Source organism: Paenibacillus sp. FSL k6-2145, from assembly GCF_037976585.1.
Lineage (GTDB): Bacteria > Bacillota > Bacilli > Paenibacillales > Paenibacillaceae > Paenibacillus.
Genome location: NZ_CP150267.1, coordinates 6028094 through 6045380, shown reverse-complemented (window position 1 = coordinate 6045380; position 17287 = coordinate 6028094). Strand labels below are relative to the sequence as shown.

Below are 17287 nucleotides of genomic sequence, written 5' to 3'. Positions count from 1 at the left end.
TCTGCGTTTGGGCCGCCAGTCGAAAATCGTTTTCGTTTGTAGGCTATTAGATAGCGTTACGTTCTTAATAATCAGTATATAAGTTGTATATACCTCATGTTAAAAGAACTTTTTGCACATGAAACGGACGTGTTAATCCACCATGTTGAATTATTTAGTTTTAGAGCGGAAAATGGAAAATAAAATTAATATTTCAAGTAATAAATCAGGAGGATTGGACTCTTAAAACCAGCCGAAAAAAAAACGAAATTGATCAAAATATTAATTGGATAAATAAGGTATAAATCGTTCGAAAGGCGCTACTACGCCTTTTATAGATCAATTTCATATGGATTTGCGATGGATTTAGTACCGCTTTCACGTTATGCTTTTGGAAATTGGAAAGGAAGTGGGAAAAATGGAACGCGAACTGGCGTTGGAAATTGTCAGAGTAACAGAATTGGCTGCGTTAGCTTCAGCACCCTGGATGGGAAGAGGCGACAAGAACAGTGCAGATGAAGCGGCTACTTTGGCCATGCGCGCCATGTTCGATTCCGTGTCCATTCGCGGCACGGTGGTAATCGGTGAAGGAGAAATGGATGAAGCACCCATGTTGTACATCGGCGAGGAAGTGGGCAACGCTGAGGGGCCTGAGGTTGACGTGGCTGTAGACCCGCTCGAAGGTACAGAAATCGTAGCCAAAGGACTAAACAACGCTCTATCGGTTATTGCAGTGGCGGGAAAAGGTAACCTGCTCCACGCACCGGACATGTATATGGAGAAACTGGCGGTAGGGCCTGCGCTTGTAGGCAAAGTTAGCATTGAAGACCCGGTTGAAGTCACACTGGAGAAAGCCGCTGCCGCATTGAACAAAAACATCTCGGATCTCACTGTGATGATTCTGGATCGTGTACGACATGAGAGCACAATTAAGACCCTGCGCAAGGTTGGCGTGCGGATCAAGTTCCTCAGTGACGGTGATGTTGCGGGTGCGATGGCACCGGCCTTCCCCGAGGCGGGTATTGATCTCTATGTCGGATCTGGAGGAGCGCCAGAAGGTGTGCTGGCTGCCGCAGCGCTATCTTGCCTTGGGGGTGAGATTCAAGGGCGCCTGATGCCTGCCAACGCGGACGAATTCCAGCGCTGCCTGCAGATGGGGATTGATAATCCTTACAAAGTGTTAACAATGCAGGATATGATCGGTACGGAGGACGTCATTTTTGCCGCAACAGGTGTGACACCAGGTGAGATCTTGGGAGGGGTACGGTATCTTGCGGATGATCGTGCCGAGACGGATTCGATTGTTATGCGTGCCAAAACCAAAACAATTCGGTTTATTCGTTCCCAACACTTCCTTCCTAACAAAGAAGTTCTGCACAAAGTAAGACAGCTCCAATCCACGCCAGAACCCTCGGATCGCATTCCGAGTCATGTGAAAACAATGGAACAGGCTGAATTTAGTCAATCCTCTGTTGATCTTGGCGTTACAACGACGTTGTGAGCTGCACTCCCCATAATTGAACAAATAGGATCAACTTAAATCGTTTTATTGAGTTTGATAAGTAACTTGAACCCCTAAGATTACAGGTGCTTGAATCATTGAAAGTACCATCTCTGGTAAGATAATAATGAGGGCTTGGATTAATCCAAACCCTCATTATTTTTTTGTGTTAAAAGCATTGACAACGGTTACATGGCATGAGAAAATGTACGCGCGTACATAAATATTGATTTTTAATTATTACATCATTAATAGGTGAGCTAGAAAGGGTTGAAATTCATGGCATCTCGTAAAGAAGTGGCTGATCTTGCGGGTGTTTCCGAGGCGACGGTCTCCCGGGTGCTTAATGGGGTAGGTCCTATTAAAGAAGAGACACGCCGCAAGGTTCTTGAAGCTTCCGAACAGTTAGGCTATGTGCCCAGCGCTCTTGCTCGCAGTTTTGCCAGAAGTAAAAGCGGGAACCTTGGCGTAGTATTGCCTTATGTTCCGAAGGCGCATCTGTTCTCGGCGTATTTTTTCTCGGAAATGCTGAGTGGGATTGGAAGCAAAGCCAGAGACAATGGCATGGACCTGCTGGTTATGTTCCGGACACCCGGTGAAGTGATGAATTATACGGATCTGTTCCGGCGGCAGAAAGTGGACGCCTGCATTATCCTTGGTGCCCGAGATGATCATGAAGAACTGGCGGCCATGCAGCAGCTTCACCGGGAAGGACACCCGTTCTGTGTCATGAATCAGCATTTTGAGGGCCAATCGTTCACGGAAGTGGATGCGGATCATGTGGAAGGAAGCAGGCTTGCCATACGTCATCTTACGGATCAGGGATATCGCAAAATCGCTTTTCTCAATGGTCCGGACAGCTATTCCAACAGCCAGGAGCGAATGGAAGGTGTCCGTCTTGGCCTGCTAGAAGCAGGTATGGAGCTGGACCCGAGTCTATTGCTTGAGGGGAATTATAGTAGACGGAGTGGCATTGAGGCGGCAGCGATTGTATCAGATCGCCTACATGAGATTGATGCTGTATTTGCGGCCAATGACCGGATGGCTATTGGGGTCATGCATGGTTTGCGTGAGCGGGGAATCCGGGTGGAGGATTTTCCGGCATTTGTGGGTTATGACGACTCCGATGCCGCCGAGATGGCGGTTCCGCCGCTGAGCAGCGTCAGGGTTCCATTTTTTGAAATGGGTGAACTTGCAGCATCGAAGCTTATGCATGGGTCTGTGGGTGACACACATAAAGCGAATAACTCTGTTGTAGCGGTAACCGAATCAGCGAGAGCGTTGTTGCCTACCGAACTGATCATCCGTGCTTCTTCTATCCGTCAATAGTTTATTGGTACACATATTGAAAGACTTTTTATTATTCCAAAGGAGGAAATGACCATGTCAAATCGTCTTCGTGTCGGAATGGTTGGATACAAGTTTATGGGGAAGGCCCACAGTAATGCCTATCGCAGTCTGCCGATGTTTTTCCCGTCTGCTCCGCTGCAGCCTGAGATGTCTGTGATCTGTGGACGTAACGAGCAGGGAGTGCAGGAGGCAGCGAATCAGTTTGGCTGGTCCGAAAGTGTGACTGATTGGCGTGAACTAGTGAAGCGGGATGATATCGATCTGATTGATATTAATGCACCAAGTGATGCCCATAAGGAAATTGCGTTGGAAGCGGCTCGTCAGGGTAAACATCTGTTTTGTGAGAAACCACTGGCCCTGTCGCTTGCGGATTCGCGTGAGATGCTTCAGGCAGCAGAGGATGCTGGAGTAGCCCATATGGTCGGGTTCAATTATCGTTTCTCACCAGCGGTGCAGTTGGCCAAAGATCTGGTGGAGAGTGGACGATTGGGTAAAATCTATCATTTCCGTGCTTTTTTCCTGCAGGACTGGATCATGGACCCTTCGTTCCCGCTGGTATGGCGTTTGCAAAAAGAAGTGGCTGGCTCTGGTTCCCATGGGGATCTGGGCGCACACTTAATCGATCTGGCTCGTTTCCTCGTTGGTGAATTCCAGGAAGTCATCGGCATGAGCGAAACATTTATCAAAGAACGACCGCTTGCAGCTGAGATGACCGGTCTGAGTGCAAAGGGCAGTTCGAATGCGGATGCACCGAAAGGAGAAGTGACCGTCGACGACGCTACGTTGTTCCTGGCACGATTCGCAGGAGGGGCGCTGGGCAGCTTCGAGGCTACACGTTTTGCAGCGGGGCATCGGAGTACAAACTCGTTTGAGATTAACGGCAGTCTCGGCAGTGTACGATTTGATTTTGAACGGATGAACGAACTGGAAGTGTATTTTACAAAGGATGAAGAGGACGTACAGGGGTTCCGCCGTGTACTGGCAACCGATCCCGCACATAAATATGCTGAAGCTTGGTGGCCTGCCGGACATACGATTGGATTCGAGCACACGTTCACCCATGAAATGCTGGAGCTGGTAACAGCAATCTCTGAAGGACGCCAACCATCACCGAGTTTCCACGATGGGGTCGCTTGTCAGGCTGTACTGGAAGCGGTAGAACGTTCGGTAACAGAACGGCGCTGGGTGACGCTTGAAGAGATGTGAGCAAGCAAGACAGTGACGTCAGAAATAAGGTTGAACACAACTAAACTAGGCGAAAGCGAGTGAATAAACGATGAGTAAAGCACTGATTGTATGGGGCGGCTGGGATGGACATGAACCGGAGCAGGTAGCAGCGATTTTTGAACGTATTTTGAAGGAAGAGCAGTTCGAGGTTGAAGTCTCAAATACGTTGGAGTCTTATGCGGATGCAGAGAAGCTGATGGGTCTGGATCTGATCGTGCCGTTGTGGACAATGGGACAGATTGAGCAAGAACTCGTCAATAACGTATCAGCGGCTGTCCAGAGCGGTGTGGGCTTGGCTGGTCTTCATGGGGGGATGTGTGATGCCTTCCGAAATAACGTAGACTGGCAGTTTATGACGGGTGGACAATGGGTTGCTCATCCAGGCAATGATGGTGTGGAGTACATGGTAAACATGAAGCGTGGCTCTAGCCCGTTATTGGATCATATTGAAGATTTTCAGGTAAAAAGTGAACAGTACTACCTGCACGTAGATCCGGCAGTGGAAGTGTTGGCAACAACTCGTTTCCCAGTGGTGACTGGTCCGCATGCGGCGAATGGCCCCGTAGATATGCCTGTTGTCTGGACGAAAAGATGGGGCGCAGGACGGGTATTCTACAACTCACTGGGACACCATGCAGACATTGTAGACATGAAACCCGTGACTGAAATGATGCGCAGTGGATTCAAATGGACAGCAGCAGGCAAAGAACTTGCCAAGAGTCGAGTAAGTTCAGCAACCGAAGTGTACACAGGTATGGCGGACAACCAGAACTAATGAGATTGTAGTTTGATTGCAAACGTAACTTCAGTGTTAACCATTCATCCTCAATGGATAAACATTCTGATCCACGGCGAAGGGAGCCACAGGCATGAAAACAATGAAAGTAGGCATTATTGGCTGCGGTAAAATCAGCGGTATTTATATGGAAAACTGTCACCGGTTCGAGGTGCTGGAACTTGTTGCTGTTGCGGATCTTGATCGGAAACGTGCCGAAGAGCAGGCTGCTGCCTATAACGTGCCTAACGTATACAGCGTCGACGAAATCTTGGCTGATCCCGAGATTGAGCTGATCATCAACTTGACGATTCCTTCCGTTCATGCGGATGTATGCTTGCGGGCACTTGAATCTGGCAAACATGTTTATGTAGAAAAACCACTCGCTGTTACCCGTGAAGAAGGGCAGGCCGTGCTCGAAACAGCAAAGCGTAAAGGATTACTTGTGGGTTGTGCACCAGAAACGTTCTTCGGTTCGGGTATCCAGACTTCACTTCAATTGGTGGAGGAAGGGGTCATCGGCAAACCGGTGGCGGCGACCGCATTTATGATGAGCCGTGGTCATGAGCACTGGCATCCCGATCCTGAGTTTTATTACGCCTCTGGTGGTGGACCAATGTTTGACATGGGTCCGTACTATCTCACGGCATTGGTTCAACTGATGGGCCCGATCAAGTCGATTGCGGGTATGACAGGTAAAGCGATGGAAGAGCGCACGATTACGAGTGAGAAAAAGAGAGGCCAGACGGTTCCCGTCGAAATTCCAACTCACGTTACCGGTCTGTTACAGTTTGAACAGGGGGCCATTGGCACACTGATTACGAGTTTTGACGTATTTGGCGGAAGTACATTGCCACCGATTGAGATATATGGCACGCACGGTACATTACAGGTGCCTGACCCCAATACCTTTGGCGGTCCCGTTCGTTACCGTTTGTTAGGTGAGCATGAATGGACGGAAGTTCCGCTTCTCCCAGGGTATCAGGAAAATACACGCGGGATTGGTGTGGCAGATATGGCCTATGCAGCTAATAGCGGACGTGCACACCGGGCAAGTGGGGAACTGGCATACCATGTTCTTGAGGCCATGTGGGCATTCCATGATTCATCAGATGAACAGACATTCTACCAGATGAAAAGTTCATGTCAGCGCCCGGCTGCGTTGCCGGTGGACCTGCCATTGTATACATTGGATAAATAAGATAGCCATCATGGCTTATGTCATGATAAATAGCCCCTTTTCCTTTGAACAAGGAAAGGGGCTGTTTTTTATTAAATCAAAAAAATTGGGATAAACAGCGATTGGAAGGTTGTTCTGTCATCGGAATGGCCAGTGTAAATATTCTTTAGTTCAACTTATATAACTATTTAAGGCTCAAATCCCGCCTGACTGATCCAGATTTCATCCTCGGCAAAATAGTCTTTCATCCGCTGAACCACAGTCTGATACGCATCTGGATGATACCAGTGCTCCATCCCTACTTGCTGATAGAGCGACTCCATACCGAGTCGACGGGTGCGCTTGCCCTCGCTACCATCACCCATGAAATAATCGTCAATGCATACACGCTGAACCAGAGGTCTCAAGATGGCTGCAAACTGTTCACTGCTGGGTAATACGGGAGCAATCGCAACCTGCGTGGGTATTCCGGCATCCCGCAACTGTTCCAATGCACGTAAGCGACCTGCAATCGGGGGAGCGGAAGGACTGAAATGCTTGCGCATATCGTCCAGATCCGTCTCCACCGTCATGCTGACCCGAACCCGGTCACCTAACTTCTGTAGCAGATCTATATCTCGGGTAACGAGTGGGCTGCGGGTCTGGACTAATACGAAATCAGGAGGATACTGCACCATCGTTTCAAGCAATGAACGCGTGATACACTCCTTGTATTCGGCGGGTTGATACGGGTCTGTACTGGATGACATGAACAGAGTGACTTTCCCTTTCATTAAGGCACGCTGCAATTCTTTGGCGAATATTCGAGAAGCCTCCTGTTTCACATCCACCCAACTCCCCCAATCCTCTTTGCGAAATAAGGAGACAGGCATCTGTCTGACATAACAATAGGAACAACCAAAGGCGCAGCCTGTGTAAGGATTCAGTGTATGTGTATATCCATGAAGGAACCCTGTCCCCTTGTTGAGTAACGTTTTGGGTATTTTGTAAGTAAGATTCGTCTTCATAAGTTCTCATGCCTTTCGCGGTAGTGTGCAGGTGTGAGACCTGTGTGTTTGCGAAATACAGTAATGAAATAAGCTGAGTTAGGTATACCGACATGGCGGCCAATATCGGTGACGGTGTGTCTGGTATGTTCAAGCAGCTTCCGGGCTTCGGTGATTCGTTTTTCCTGTATATATTGAACCGGTGTGCGGCCTGTAATTCGCTTGAACACACGATGCAGATGATAAGGACTGCCATGACTTACAGTGGCAAGGACATCCAAGGTTAGAGGTTCGGCGTAATGATGTTCGATGTAATCCGTGATTCCGTATATCCACTCCTGATCAGGTACCCGCTCGCCTGTTGGTTTACAACGTTTGCAGGGTCTGAACTTTCGCGCCAATGCTTCTTCAACATGTTGAAATATCAGCACATTTTCAGCTTTGGGTGCTCTGGACTTACAGGAAGGTCGGCAAAAGATCCCCGTTGTCTGCACACCGTAAAAGAACGTTCCATCATAAGAATTATCGTTGTGGATGATGGCATGCCAGTATTTTTCATCTATAGAATTAGGCAGTATGCGATCTTGATCTGGACTTTCCACGGTGATCACCTCATCTCTAATTATACCCCTGATTCCAAGGGATGGACGAAGTTTCAACTTAAAAAGCAAGATATCAATATCTGGGATAAAGTACCTTCCTTCAATCTGAACGAAATATGAGCTACAATATACAAGATGGTATACAGGTTTATATCTCAAATGAAATTTATAGATGAAAGAGGTAGGTAAGCATGGTTCGTTTTGGCGTAGTGGGTACCAACTGGATTACAGAAAGGCTTCTTGAAGCCGCAGCACAGGTTGAAGGTTTTAAATTAACCGCCGTGTATTCAAGAACTGAAGATAAGGCTAATGCATTCGCAGATAAATATGATGTTGAACACCGCTTCACCGATCTGGAAGAGTTGGCGGCAAGTGATGTGATTGATGCAGTCTACATTGCAACACCGAATACGGTTCATGCAGAGCAGGCTGAGCTTTTTCTGAGAAACGGTAAACACGTATTGTGCGAGAAACCTCTGGCTGCAAATAGCGCCGAAGTTCGGAGTATTATCGATACAGCACGAGAACATCAGGTTCTGCTCATGGAAGCGATGAAATCTACTCTTGTTCCCCAGTTCAAAATGGTGCAGTCTAACCTGCATAAAATCGGTCCTGTCCGCAAATACGTAGCAGGATACTCTCAGTATTCTTCGCGTTACGACAAGTACAAAGAAGGCATCGTCCTGAACGCGTTCAAACCTGAACTCGCTAATGGGGCGTTAATGGATCTCGGTGTGTATTGTCTCTATCCATTGATTACATTGTTCGGTGCACCTGACCGGGTTCAGTCCCAAGCGATGATGCTGGAATCCGGCGTGGATGGACAAGGCAGTGTGCTGCTGGACTATGATGGGATGGATGCGGTCGTTACATACTCCAAAATCTCCAACTCTCATGTACCAAGCGAAATTATGGGGGAACTGGGCAGCATCATCATTGACAAGATTGGCTCACCGGAACATGCAGAGATACGTTACAATGACGGTACGGTGGAGCAGCTCACAGTCGAACAAAACCATCCGGCGATGTATTATGAAGTGGAGGAGTTCGTGAATCTGGTTCAGGAAGGCAAAAAGGAGTCTGACATGAACACATATGAACGCTCCTATGTTACGATGCAGGTCATGGATCAGATTCGGAAGCAGATTGGGCTTGTGTTCCCTAACGATTGATTCAAGCGCAGGAAAGGAAGCTGAGACGAGATGAGTAGAGATGAGCAGAGCAACAGTAGAGAGCGTCAGAAGAACAGCCGAGAAGATCAGGAGTTCAATGATTCTGGTGGTTTGGAACTGAAACAAATTGTTTTCATAGGAAGAACCTTCGAGGAATATATGAAGATGTTCAACCTGACTGTGGAGGATCTTACAGGCAAGTCCATTCTGGATTGTCCAGGTGGAGCGTGTTCGTTCAGTAGCCAGGCGCGCAAGTTGGGTGCTGATCCCGTGGCCGTGGATATGGCCTACAAATACGAGATCGACGAGCTTGAAGTAAAGGGATTTCAGGACATTGAGCATACGATGAAACAGATGGAACCGGTGCAAGGCATATATGTGTGGGATCAATTTGGATCAGTCCAGGGGTTAAAGGAAGAACGAACTCGTGCCATCACAGATTGCATCGCAGATATGAGAATGTTTCCTGACCGTTATGTGGCGTCTGTGCTCCCGGATCTACCCTTTGCGGATGAACAATTCGATCTGACGTTATCCGCCCATTTCCTGTTTACGTATGCGGATCGATTGGATGTTGATTTTCATGTTGCAACCGTGATGGAACTGCTGCGTGTGACCAAACGAGAGGTTCGCATTTTTCCAACAGTGGATCTGTCTGGCGAACGTTACAAACACATGGATGAATTAAAATTAATACTTGAAGAGCTTGGGTACACGGTATCCGAAGAACCAACAGCATATGAGTTTCAACGGAACGCTCACACCATGCTTCAAATTGTTAAACATAATCGAACATGATAGGAGGTTTTTCGGATGAATAAAGTTCTTATACTTGGGGGTACACGTTTTTTTGGTAAACGTCTGGTGGATCACTTGCTGTGGGAAGGGAAGTCTCAGATCACAGTCGCAACTCGTGGTAAAACGGATGTTGACTTCGGACCCGAAGTAAACCGAATCAAGATGGATCGTGAAGACCCGGAATCTCTGGCAGAGGTTGCGCAGACAGACATGTGGGATGTTGTGTACGACAATATCTGTTATTCACCGGATGCAGCGAAAGCGGCATGTGAAGCTTTTGCAGGTCGCACCAAAAGATACGTTCTGACATCCACACTCTCGGTGTACGGTGATCCCAGACCTGGATTTAAGGAAACGGATTTTGACCCGTATACATATCCATTACAGTATGGGAGTGCGGCGGATTTTTCGTATGGAGAAGGCAAACGGCTTGCGGAGGCTGTATTTTTCCAGGAAGCGGATTTCCCAGTTGTGGCGATGCGCATTCCCATTGTACTCGGGATTGATGATTATACGAGAAGACTTCATTTTCATATTGAACATGTGCAAAAAGGAAAACCGATTGGCATGCCAAATCCGGATGCGGAGATTGGATTTATCAATTCCACCGAAGCGGCAAGATTTCTCGCTTGGCTTGGACATTCGTCCATTACTGGTCCGGTGAATGCAGCTTCCAAGGGTGCGATTACGCTGTCAGCCATGATACATCTGATCGAGACGGTCACGGGTATGCAGTCCCAGATCCTCACGGAAACCGTAAAAGAGGACATGTCACCCTTCGGAATTGAGCAATCATGGACGATGGAGACAACCAAGGCAGAACAAGCGGGGTATACGTTCGAACCTCTGATGGAATGGTTCCCGGGACTCGTTCGTGAGGTCGCTCTTGCATTACAGTCGGAGCGGTAGAATATCGGCTCGGATGGAACCAAAATGAAACTGAATGAACCTGACGAACCAATCGGTTCGGACGAACGGGTCATTCTAACGAATGAACATCAAACAGGGTGCAACCAGAGCGTAATCTCCGGTGCACCCTGTTTATGTTGTACATTTTTCGAATTTGAACGGGAACTAATCCAGATAAGTGGGACTAATCATTTACACGATAATATTTAGTCAACTCACGTGCTTAACTCTATTTTTGCTCACGTGGGGCAGTGGCTGAAGCACGTATGCGCAGTTCTGATGGTAGAATGACGGTTTGGGCTTCGGAAGGGGCCTTGCCTTCAATCCGGTCAATCAGCATATGTACGCCCTGAAACCCAAAGTCATATGCTGGCTGTGCAGCTACAGTTAGGAAAGGATCAAAAGCAGAAGCCAGATCCAGATCGTCGAAACACACGACGGAGATGTCTTCTGGCACACGCAGTCCCCGTTTGCGCAAAAGCCGAATGACCCCAATCGCCAGCATGTTGTTGGCTGCAAAAATGGCTGTTGGTTGCTCCGGTTGAGAGAGTAGTCGATCCAGTCCCTCGTCATCACTGAAATTCCGGTACCCGGTTCGAAGCATAAGCTCGGGATCGATATCAGCTCCGACCTCACGCAAACCCGCTACATAACCTTCCTCCCGCAGTCTGGCGGTAGAAACCTCAGAAGAACCATTGACCAGTGCAATGCGCCGGTGCCCCAATTGCACAAGGTAGCGGATCAGCTCAATCGCGCCTTCCCGGCTATCTCCGGCAATCATATCTGACGTAATGCCAGGTACGGTGCGATCAAGAAAGACAAACGGAATGTGACGTTCCTGCAGCTGTTTCAGATGAGGAAGAGAACGATCCCCCGCTGGAGCATAGAGTACACCATCCACACGAGTAGACAGAATCGCATCCACGTAATCCTTTTCTTTGTTGTAATCCTCGTCACTATTGCCGAATAAAAGACGGTACCCACGAAGATGGGCTGCATCTTCAGCACCACGGGCCAGTGTTGTATAAAAAGGGTTGGTAATATCCGTAATGAGCAGGGAAAGCATCTGGGTTCGTTGAAGCACAAGGCTGCGTGCATTGGAGTTCGGGATGTAACCCAGTTCGTCGATCACCTGTTGCACACGTTCACGTGTCGCGGAACTTATGCGGCCTGTATGATTAATGACCTTGGAGACCGTCATGGCGGAGACGTTGGCTTTTTTGGCAATATCGTAAATGGTAATCATTAGAATCTAACCTTTCCGCAACATAGTCTTACCATTCTATAGGATAATGCCAATTGACAGCAAGATAGGCTCATGCTATGTTAGGGTTACCGATAACCCTAAAGGGTTCTAAACGTATTTACTACATAAACCATTTCGTTGAATTCGCTCATGCACGTTCCATTTTCTGAATAGAGGAACTACATACATAGCTAATTGATGAAGTGGTTTATTGTTATTTTTAAAAATATGTAAACGCATTCAACACTCAAGTAGAGCTCTTGATAATCTGTGTATGTAGCTCTTGTGTGCCACTCGGGTATCGGTTGTATTTCCGTCATTATCTCATTCCAATCAATGCATATGGATCAGACAGAAGGTTTCTCAATTCAACCCAAACTCTATGAAACGAATTGAAGGAGGACATTCCAGTATGACACATCAGGATTATCGTAATAAGCAGGCTTTCCCCAAGATTGGTATTCGTCCCACGATTGATGGAAGACGCAAGGGTGTTCGGGAGTCACTGGAAGAACAAACGATGCGGATGGCAACATCTGTTGCGGAACTGCTTGCAGCCGAACTGCGTTATCCTGACGGGTCCGAGGTGGAATGTGTTGTGGCCGAGACTTGTATTGGCGGAGTGGCCGAAGCGGCCGCAGCATCAGAACTATTCAGCCGTTCTAACGTGGGCGTAACGATTACCGTGACACCGTGCTGGTGTTATGGTACGGAAACGATGGACATGTCGCCATCCATTCCTACAGCTATCTGGGGGTTTAACGGAACTGAGCGTCCAGGTGCAGTATATCTGGCAGCAGTACTCTCTGCCCATGCACAGAAGGGGATTCCGGCCTTTGGGATCTATGGAGAGGATGTGCAAGACGGCGGGGATACAACCATTCCCGATGACGTGCGTGAGAAATTGCTCCGGTTCAGCCGTGCGGGGCTTGCAGCCGCTACCTTGAAAGGGCAAGCGTATCTGTCCATTGGATCAGTTTCCATGGGGATTGCAGGCTCTATTGTGAACGATTCATTTTTCCAGGAGTATCTGGGCATGCGCAATGAATACGTGGATATGAGCGAACTCACTCGCCGGATCGAAGAAGAAATCTACGATCCTGAGGAGTATAAGCTCGCACTGGCCTGGGTGAAGGAGAATTGTAGCGAAGGTCCGGACAACAACGCTGCCCATCTGCAAACAGATCGTAAACGCAAAGAGTACGAATGGGAAACGGTTGTGAAAATGACCCAAATCGTGCGTGACTTGATGGCTGGCAATCCAAGATTGGCAGAGCTTGGTTTTACAGAGGAATCGATGGGTCACCACGCAATTGTATCCGGCTTCCAGGGACAACGGCAGTGGACGGATCATTCTCCGAACGGAGATTTTCTGGAGTCGATATTAAATTCTTCCTTTGACTGGAATGGCAAACGTGCGCCTTATCTGGTTGCAACGGAGAATGACAGCCTGAACGGGGTATCGATGTTATTCGGTTCGCTGCTTACACATACGGCACAGATCTTCGCTGATGTGCGTACGTATTGGAGCCCGGATTCAGTACAGCGTGTGACGGGGCACCAGTTGGAAGGAAACGCGAAGGATGGCATTCTGCATCTGATTAACTCCGGTTCCGCAGCTTTGGATGGCACAGGACAACAGTCCAGAGACGGGAAGCCTGTCCTCAAGCCATTCTGGGAAATTACAGATGAGGAAGTTCAGGACTGCCTGAAAGCAACATCGTGGAGACCGGCATCCGTAGAGTATTTCCGCGGTGGCGGCTATTCAGCGGATTTCCTGACCAAAGGCGGTATGCCTGTAACGATGACACGTCTGAATCTGGTCAAAGGACTGGGACCCGTGCTGCAAATCGCTCAGGGTTACACGGTCGATCTGCCTGAAGATGTGCATGATACGCTGGATCAGCGGACAGACCCAACCTGGCCATCCACCTGGTTTGCTCCTGTTCTAACCGGATCGGGAGCGTTTACTTCCGTATACGAGGTCATGAATCAATGGGGCGCCAACCATGGCTCCATCTCGTACGGACACATCGGTGCTGATCTGATTACACTTGCTTCCATGCTTCGCATACCGGTCAATATGCATAATGTCCCTGAAACGGAAATTTTCCGTCCGCGTGCATGGGGATTGTTCGGCACAAGTGAGCCGGAGAGTGCAGACTACCGTGCTTGCAGTGTGTTTGGCCCGTTGTATCGTTAAAATAAAGTTCCATTCCTGTCAAACGCCATGTTCCTTGTGAAATGAGGTAACATGGCGTTCTCTTGAAAGCTGTGTTCAGAACTCGAATACGGCTTATCGCGTAGAGTTAAGGAGGCTTGGTAGAATGGGCAATCAAGCAACACATGTGCTTGCTTCTGATTACGGCGCTGGGAGTGGACGCGTAGTCCGGGGTTCTTTTGATGGAAGCAGACTCTCGTTACAAGAAGTGCATCGATTCAACAATGAACCCGTGCAGCTGGGGGACGGATTGTATTGGGATTTCTTGCGACTTTTTCATGAATTAAAACAAGGCATTGTGAAAGGGACGCAAGGCGTCTCTCCATCGGTCCGTTCTATAGCTGTGGATACATGGGGAGTGGACTATGGACTGGTGGATGGTGACGGAAGGTTGTGCTCGAACCCACGTCACTATCGGGAAGCACGCAATGAGCAGTGGATGGAAGAGGTTCTGTACATGGTGAAAGAAGAAGAACTGTATGCCATGTCCGGGGTTTTGCCGCAGCAGATCAATACGGTATTCCAACTGCTAGGCAGTGTACGAGAGCAGGCCGAAGGTTTGCGTCCGGATGTGCGCATGTTATTTATGCCGGATTTATTTCACTATTATCTATCCGGTCAGCAGGCTTGTGAGTATACGATTGCAAGTACCAGCGGGCTGTTGCATGCAGGCGAGGCGCGTTGGAATGAACATCTGATCGGGCGTCTCGGTATACCGGAAACATTATTTCCAAAACTCGTTCAACCCGGAACCGTGCTGGGCGATCTAACAAATGAGTTGTGCGCCGAGTTACGGACTGGACCGATGCAGGTAGTCTCTGTGGGATCACATGATACCGCATCTGCCTTGGCAGCGATTCCTGCGATGGATTCGGATTTTGCTTTTATCAGCTGTGGAACCTGGTCTCTTATGGGGGGGGAGCGTGATACGCCTGTATTGGATGACCGAAGTCGTGCATTAGGATTCACCAATGAAGGGACCGTGAATGGCAAAGTACGTACCCTGAAAAATCGTTCAGGCTTGTGGCTGCTGCAGGAATGCAAACGGCAATGGGAGCGGGAGAATCAACTTTTTACACATGAAGAACTGATTCAATTGGCTACCTTGGCAACGCCGCATCAAAGTTATGTATCGCCGGGAGATGGCGTGTATTTGGCGCCAGGAAATATGTCTGAACGAATACGGCAACAATGCAGTCTCACCGGACAGACTGTGCCTGAAACGACTGGAGCGATTGTGCGCTGTATTCTGGAAAGTCTTGCACTGGAATTCAGACAGACGCTGGATGAACTGCAGTTGATTACAGGTACAAGACCTCGTGTCATTCATATGGTTGGTGGCGGTGTACACAATCGACTATTATGCCAGTTTACAGCCAATGCAGCCGGTGTCCCGGTGGTGGCAGGCCCGGCAGAGGCGACTTCAGCCGGGAATTGCATGCTGCAATTCCTTGCACATGGTGAAGTGAGTAGCTTGGCCGAGGTACGGGAGGTCATGGCTGCTTCCTTTTCCCCCGAGACCTACGAACCTGAGGATACAGAGCTGTGGCAGGAAGCTTATGAAAACTACCAAAGTCTGAATCAAATCAAAAGGTAATGAACAGATTCAATGCAATGAGCATTAACGCAAAATGCTAAAAAGAAAAGTATGAGGAGTGGTGAGCAACATGTCTGAACAGCAAATAAGGGAAGAGTTGACGAAATATGCTTGCAGAGCAGTTGCCCAAGGGCTAGTGGTAGGACCCGGTGGGAATCTGAGCGCTCGCTCTGGGGGAACGATGTTGTTGTCTCCGAGTGGTTATGCACTTGAGGATCTGGAGCCTGACGAATGGATCGCCATTGATATCGAGACAGGAGAGACTCGTGCGGGAGCAACACGCCCTTCTTCCGAAGTATTGATGCATCTGTACAGCTATCGTGTGAATCCTGAGATCCAAGCCATTGTGCATACGCATCCGGCATATACGATCGCACTTAGTCTTGTTTTCGATGAATTGCCACACTTGTTCCCTGATCAGTCTGCATTGGTGGGCGATATCGGGTTCGTTCCATATGTTCTGCCAACAACGAAGCAACTTGCCGATGCAGTCTCAGCCAAGGTAGAAGAACATACGGCACTTATCCTCGTCAATCACGGATTGGTTACGACCGGCAAAAACCTCCGCGAAGCCTATTACCGCACTCAGGTGGTGGAAGAAAGCGCGAAGGTATATATGATCGCCAAGGCAGCCGGGGAACCCAAAGTGTTAACTGCTGAAGAATATAAGGAAATTCAATCCCTTGAAAGTGAAGCCTACCGTGTGCAGTTATTGCAACAACTCAAGTCCTGAAAAGATTGCTATATTAAGGGCAGATTGCATCCTTCAGTTAAACGCTGGAATAAAGGATGTGAAATGCTCTTTTTTAATTTTAATTTTGATTTGAAAAAGCGCAGAGTATAGCTGAGGAAATAATTCGTACTAATTTGATGAGAATTGTTGAAATTGTGATGCCTGCAAGGTATACTAACGTTAATCATCAGTGAGTAACAACTAAGAAGAAGATTAAAAAACAATTAAGTATCTAAGAGGGGTGAAATCAGTGGGTCCTGAGCTAAACGAAATGGAGTTGGAATACGAACTGCTAAAGCAGCTTCGAGACGCTAATGCTCCCATCGGGGCCAGTACGTTGGTTCATACTTTGGGCAAAACGTATGGTCTGAGTCAGGCAACCATCGGAAGAAGACTTATGGAGATGGATGTTGAAGGTTTTACAGTTCTGGAAGGTCGCAAGGGAAGGACTTTGACCGAACAGGGTCTGGATCGAATGAAGACGTTGGAAAAAGATTTGCAGCAACAAAGCGTGAATTCACAGTTAATTCAGATGCTGAACCATTCCGGGGAAAAGGCTCTGCTAGATGTTCTCGTTGCCAGAAGGGCGCTTGAGCGGGAGATCGCTTCCCTGGCAGCACAACGTGCCTCGAAAGAATACATAGTACTGTTGCAAGCATCTATTGCCAACCAGCATGAATTGCTTTCCAAGAATATTATACCATACGAGGAGGACCGGGAGTTTCACAGATTGCTGGCTTATGCTGCGCAAAACCAAATTCTTCTGCACGCGGTTGAACTGGTATGGGAGACAAGCCGCGATTTTCTGGAAACCGCGTATATTCGCCGGAGAGTAGGAAGTGAATTAGTTGTGGATCATCAGCAGATTCTGGATGCTATAGTAGCAGGCTCTCCGGAGCAGGCTGAAGCGGCAATGGTGAATCATATCAACCAAATGATCGATGATGTCAAACGTTATTTCGCCATGCAAAACCAATAACTTACCTTAGAATGAGACCCTGTGATAAAGGA

At 48.2% G+C, this 17287-nt stretch carries 15 protein-coding genes; 12 read left to right on the top strand and 3 right to left on the bottom strand.

Annotation, left to right across the window (positions count from 1 at the left end):
• Positions 1 to 397 precede the first annotated feature (397 nt).
• The 5 genes from glpX to NZ043_RS26540 all read left to right on the top strand — a co-directional run bounded on the left by glpX (position 398) and on the right by NZ043_RS26540 (position 6033).
• On the top strand, positions 398 to 1480 hold the full coding sequence (gene glpX, locus NZ043_RS26560; protein ID WP_091029562.1) for a class II fructose-bisphosphatase: 1083 nt from the start codon (positions 398 to 400) through the stop codon (positions 1478 to 1480).
• A gap of 279 nt (positions 1481 to 1759) precedes the next feature.
• Positions 1760 to 2809: a LacI family DNA-binding transcriptional regulator gene (locus tag NZ043_RS26555; RefSeq protein ID WP_339309677.1), complete on the top strand. Its 1050-nt coding sequence runs from the start codon at positions 1760 to 1762 to the stop codon at positions 2807 to 2809.
• Positions 2810 to 2863: 54 nt separating this feature from the next.
• Positions 2864 to 4036: a Gfo/Idh/MocA family oxidoreductase gene (locus NZ043_RS26550; RefSeq protein ID WP_036613779.1), complete on the top strand. Its 1173-nt coding sequence runs from the start codon at positions 2864 to 2866 to the stop codon at positions 4034 to 4036.
• Positions 4037 to 4106: 70 nt separating this feature from the next.
• Positions 4107 to 4832, top strand: a complete 726-nt coding sequence (locus NZ043_RS26545; protein WP_076217226.1) for a ThuA domain-containing protein — start codon at positions 4107 to 4109, stop codon at positions 4830 to 4832.
• A gap of 94 nt (positions 4833 to 4926) precedes the next feature.
• Positions 4927 to 6033, top strand: a complete 1107-nt coding sequence (locus NZ043_RS26540; RefSeq protein WP_133385126.1) for a Gfo/Idh/MocA family oxidoreductase — start codon at positions 4927 to 4929, stop codon at positions 6031 to 6033.
• Positions 6034 to 6200: 167 nt separating this feature from the next.
• Here NZ043_RS26540 and NZ043_RS26535 read toward each other — a convergent pair whose 3' ends face one another.
• Both NZ043_RS26535 and NZ043_RS26530 read right to left on the bottom strand, forming a co-directional pair.
• Positions 6201 to 7019: a radical SAM protein gene (locus NZ043_RS26535; protein ID WP_249912530.1), complete on the bottom strand. Its 819-nt coding sequence runs from the start codon at positions 7017 to 7019 to the stop codon at positions 6201 to 6203.
• Positions 7016 to 7600 (bottom strand): bifunctional transcriptional activator/DNA repair enzyme AdaA, encoded by a 585-nt coding sequence (locus NZ043_RS26530; protein ID WP_249912531.1) that lies wholly within the window; start codon positions 7598 to 7600, stop codon positions 7016 to 7018. Before NZ043_RS26530 ends, NZ043_RS26535 begins: the two co-directional genes overlap by 4 nt.
• Positions 7601 to 7791: 191 nt before the next feature.
• Between NZ043_RS26530 and NZ043_RS26525 the strand changes: the two genes are divergently transcribed.
• Genes NZ043_RS26525 through NZ043_RS26515 form a run of 3 tightly spaced genes read left to right on the top strand, consistent with a single transcriptional unit; the run spans position 7792 to position 10479 of the window.
• Positions 7792 to 8772: a Gfo/Idh/MocA family oxidoreductase gene (locus NZ043_RS26525; protein ID WP_339309676.1), complete on the top strand. Its 981-nt coding sequence runs from the start codon at positions 7792 to 7794 to the stop codon at positions 8770 to 8772.
• A gap of 30 nt (positions 8773 to 8802) precedes the next feature.
• The gene (locus tag NZ043_RS26520) at positions 8803 to 9570 is read left to right on the top strand and encodes an SAM-dependent methyltransferase (protein ID WP_339309675.1); all 768 of its coding nucleotides are present in this window, start codon (positions 8803 to 8805) and stop codon (positions 9568 to 9570) included.
• Between the two features lie 15 nt (positions 9571 to 9585).
• Positions 9586 to 10479, top strand: coding sequence for an NAD-dependent epimerase/dehydratase family protein (locus NZ043_RS26515; protein ID WP_339309674.1), 894 nt, complete (start codon positions 9586 to 9588; stop codon positions 10477 to 10479).
• A gap of 229 nt (positions 10480 to 10708) precedes the next feature.
• On the opposite strand, the gene NZ043_RS26510 is transcribed toward NZ043_RS26515, so the two are convergent.
• A complete protein-coding gene (locus tag NZ043_RS26510) occupies positions 10709 to 11725 on the bottom strand; it encodes a LacI family DNA-binding transcriptional regulator (protein ID WP_339309673.1) in 1017 nt (338 codons plus the stop codon).
• 412 nt (positions 11726 to 12137) lie between these two features.
• On the opposite strand from NZ043_RS26510, the gene NZ043_RS26505 reads away from it, so the two are divergent.
• The 4 genes from NZ043_RS26505 to NZ043_RS26490 all read left to right on the top strand — a co-directional run bounded on the left by NZ043_RS26505 (position 12138) and on the right by NZ043_RS26490 (position 17255).
• A complete protein-coding gene (locus tag NZ043_RS26505) occupies positions 12138 to 13928 on the top strand; it encodes an L-fucose isomerase (RefSeq protein WP_339309672.1) in 1791 nt (596 codons plus the stop codon).
• Positions 13929 to 14052: 124 nt separating this feature from the next.
• Positions 14053 to 15543, top strand: a complete 1491-nt coding sequence (locus NZ043_RS26500) for a rhamnulokinase family protein (protein WP_339309671.1) — start codon at positions 14053 to 14055, stop codon at positions 15541 to 15543.
• 70 nt (positions 15544 to 15613) lie between these two features.
• Positions 15614 to 16276 (top strand): class II aldolase/adducin family protein, encoded by a 663-nt coding sequence (locus NZ043_RS26495; RefSeq protein WP_339309670.1) that lies wholly within the window; start codon positions 15614 to 15616, stop codon positions 16274 to 16276.
• 250 nt (positions 16277 to 16526) lie between these two features.
• Positions 16527 to 17255, top strand: a complete 729-nt coding sequence (locus NZ043_RS26490) for an FCD domain-containing protein (protein ID WP_245838229.1) — start codon at positions 16527 to 16529, stop codon at positions 17253 to 17255.
• The last annotated feature ends 32 nt before the right edge of the window (positions 17256 to 17287 follow it).